This is a genomic window from Caballeronia terrestris (assembly GCF_001544515.1).
GTDB classification, from domain to species: domain Bacteria; phylum Pseudomonadota; class Gammaproteobacteria; order Burkholderiales; family Burkholderiaceae; genus Caballeronia; species Caballeronia terrestris.
The window spans coordinates 1-3,580 of record NZ_FCOL02000196.1; the positions used below are offsets into that span (position 1 = coordinate 1).

At 60.7% G+C, this 3,580-nt stretch carries 3 protein-coding genes; 1 reads left to right on the forward strand and 2 read right to left on the reverse strand.

What is annotated here, in order from left to right:
• Window positions 1–539 precede the first annotated feature (539 nt).
• Window positions 540–1,580 carry a rod shape-determining protein gene (locus tag AWB67_RS35090; protein ID WP_087660509.1) on the forward strand — a complete coding sequence of 347 codons (1,041 nt, stop codon included), beginning with the start codon at window positions 540–542 and terminating at the stop codon, window positions 1,578–1,580.
• 525 nt (window positions 1,581–2,105) lie between these two features.
• Here AWB67_RS35090 and AWB67_RS35100 read toward each other — a convergent pair.
• A complete protein-coding gene (locus AWB67_RS35100) occupies window positions 2,106–2,978 on the reverse strand; it encodes an isocitrate lyase/PEP mutase family protein (RefSeq protein ID WP_087660510.1) in 873 nt (290 codons plus the stop codon).
• A gap of 27 nt (window positions 2,979–3,005) precedes the next feature.
• The coding region (locus AWB67_RS35105) for an MFS transporter (RefSeq protein WP_143328464.1) at window positions 3,006–3,580 on the reverse strand (575 nt) is incomplete at its 5' end.

Consider the following 3,580-nt stretch of genomic DNA (forward strand, 5'->3'; position numbering starts at 1 on the left):
GGTTACGCTTCTACATCCGGCCGGGTGCGGCCTTCTCTTTCGACTCGTCAATAGTAGCGGTTTTAGCCGCTTGCGCCGGCGAGTCTCCGAGGGAGACCAACACGATCAGACCATGGAACCAGAATTGCTCGATTTTTCTGCGGGGCACTGATGCGGCACGGGAGATCCCCGGAGGCGGATTATAGAAACTGGCGACCGAAGCGGCCGAACTCGGGAAGGTCATTCTTTGGCCGCCTGGGCACACACGGCAGCCACTGGTCCGTGGCGCCCCAACGAGGTCCATGGTCAGCCAGATGGTCCGTGACGTCTCTGTCGCATCCCATCATCAGAAGATATCTATGCGAGTGTATCCACCTGAGCCGTGTTCGAGGTGGCAGGAGGAAGCTCGCTGAGATCTTGTTACGACAGCCCATCCCTCGAAGTAGCTGCATCTGCGAGGCCGCATCGCCAGTTCTGAAGCTGCTATTCTTGCCTCTCCCGACCGTCGTATGGTCGCACCGGGCGCCCGAGCGCCAGGATCAAGCGAGACAGGATTTCAAATGGCCGGGTTTATGCGCTACTTTTCCCACGATCTGGCGATCGACCTCGGAACCTCGAACACATTGGTCTACATGCGGGGCAAAGGCGTCGTCCTCGACGAACCATCGGTCGTGGCGATTCGTCAAGAGGGCGGCCCGAATGGGAAGAAAACCATCTTGGCAGTGGGCAAGGAAGCGAAGCAGATGCTTGGCAAGGTGCCGGGCAACATCGAAGCCATCCGACCGATGAAGGACGGCGTAATCGCCGACTTCGACATCACGCAGCAGATGATCAAGCAGTTCATCCGGATGGTGCACAAGCCCCGGCTGTTCGCGGCGTCGCCGCGCATTGTCATCTGTGTACCGTGCGGCTCGACCCAGGTTGAACGGCGTGCAATACGCGAGGCCGCACACAGTGCGGGCGGCTCGCAGGTCTACCTGATCGAAGAGCCAATGGCCGCCGCAACGGGCGCCGGCCTGCCGGTGTCGGAAGCAACCGGATCGATGATTGTCGATATCGGCGGAGGGACCACCGAAGTGGGCGTCATTTCGCTCGGTGGCATTGTGTACAAAGGCTCCGTGCGTGTCGGCGGCGACAAGTTCGACGAAGCGATCGTCAACTATATCCGTCGCAACTACGGCATGCTCATCGGCGAACAGACCGCCGAAGCGATCAAGAAGGAAATCGGCTCCGCGTTCCCCGGGTCGGAAGTCAAGGAGGTAGAAGTGAGGGGGCGCAACATGTCGGAGGGCATACCGCGCAGCTTTACGGTTTCCAGCAACGAAATTCTCGAAGCCCTCACCGATCCGCTGAACCAGATCGTATCGGCCGTCAGGATTGCACTCGAACAAACGCCGCCGGAACTCGGCGCCGATATCGCCGAGCGCGGCATCATGCTTGCGGGTGGCGGTGCGCTGCTGCGTGATCTCGATCGGCTGCTCGCCGAGGAGACCGGCCTGCCGGTGCTCGTCGCCGAATCCCCGCTGACCTGCGTCGTGCGTGGGTCGGGGATGGCACTCGAACGCCTGGACAAATTCGGTAGCGTCTTTTCTTACGAATGAACATGGCGGCAAAGGCATGACGAACGGTTACCTGCTCGCTTGAAGCGCCTCTAGCGGAGCGAACATCGATATCGCGTCGTCTGTAATCGAAAACCACAGTCTCAACATTGGCGGGGAGCCGTACTTCATGAGTCGAGCGCGCAAGCGATACTCGGGATCTCGTGATAGTGGTCAGCGACCACCGCGCCACGTCAAAAAATCGCCTTCCAATTGACAGAGTCAACCCTGCGTAAAGGGACATGCTGCGAGATCGATCCCAGACTGCTTCCATTTTCAAGACGAGGTCGGCCAAGCGTCGCGGTGACAACCACGTAAGTTCGGTCAGCAGCGGCCACGCTACTTCCATCCCACAGCCCGGTAGCGCGCCTCCGCCATCCAGCCCAGCGGGACTGGAATACGGCGCCACGCTTCAATTCTCTCGACCGCCTGGTGGGAGGTCGCCGTTGAGTTGAAGCGGTGCGTAGCCCCAGCGTGTCCGACAGGGTTCTCGATACGGCGCACGGACGAGCGACCAAGCCTTCCGCGTCACTCCGCATGCGCCCGATCGAATTCCCATACCGCCGGGAAGCCCATCAATTCGCACATGGTCTTGAACGGCATTTGCTCACTTTCCAAATGCGCTGTGCCCTTCATCGCCTTGATTTCACCGTACGCCTTTTCGAGTGCGCGAGCCACGCTCAAGAAGCCCGCCGACGGATAAATCGCCAGTGCAAAGCCAAGCCGTTGCAGTTCGGCTGGCGGCAACTGCGGTGTGCGCCCTCCTTCGACCACATTGACGAGCAACGGCACATCGAACGACTTTCCGATCGTTTCCAACTCTTCCACGCTTTCCGGCGATTCGATGAACACCACATCCGCGCCTGCTTTCGCATACGCTTCGCCGCGACGCAACGCTTCATCGAGACCCAGCGACGTGCGCGCATCCGTTCGCGCGATGATCTGGAAGTCGGCGTCCTCGCGGGCCTCGACGGCGACCTTGATCTTCTTCACCATGTCTTCCATCGCAATGACCCGTCGGCCCGGCGTGTGGCCGCACTTCTTCGGAAACTCCTGATCCTCGATCTGGATGCCAGCCGCGCCCGCGCGTTCGTAGCCACGCACCGTATGCGCAACATTGAGCAGGCCGCCGTAGCCGGTGTCCGCGTCGCAGACGAGCGGCGTATTCGCGGCGCTGCAAAACGTGGTGACGCGGTTGACCATGTCCGTGTAAGTTGCGAGTCCCGCATCCGGCTCGCCGAGATACGAGGCGACCGTGCCGAAGCCGGTCATGTACAGGCAATCGAAACCCATGCTGTCGGCAAGTCGCACGGAAATCATGTCGAAGATGCCGGGCGCCACGACGATTTCGCGCGACGCGAACTTCTCTTTAAGGGCTTTCCTGCGGGAATTGGCGGTCATGGGCTTGTCCTCGTTGAATGAATGAAGTCAGTTGCCGGGAATTTCGGCAGCAGGTCGATGAAGCGATTTGTCGTCGGGGACGGCTGCGATTTCTTCCAGCGAACGCCGATTCGTTTCGACGCCGAAGATCACAAGCACCGCGACCATCAAGACGAGCGCGCCGCTGATCATCGACAGGACGTCCTTGATGCCGCCCGACATGTACATCAGCACGACCAGTTGCGGCGCGACGATGCCCGACAGCCGACCCGCTGCCCCCGCGATGCCATTCGCGCGCATGCGGTTTTCGGTGGCGAACAACTCGGGGATATACGTCGCGATGCCAAGCGCGACCATCAGGTAGGTCAGCGTGAACAGCGTGAAGCCGAGCAGCGTGGCAATCCCGACGCTCGAAGAGTTGCCGTAAAGCCAGCCAACGATCGCCGCCAGCACGGCAATGCCGATCAGCCCGTTCTTGCGCCCGACACGATCGGCGATCACGACGCCGACCAGCGCGCCAGCGGGACCACCAAGCGCCATCAACGTGGAGTAGCCAAGCGATGACGCCACTCCGAGCCCCTGTTTCATGAGGAACGTCGGCACCCAGACGATGAACCCGTAGA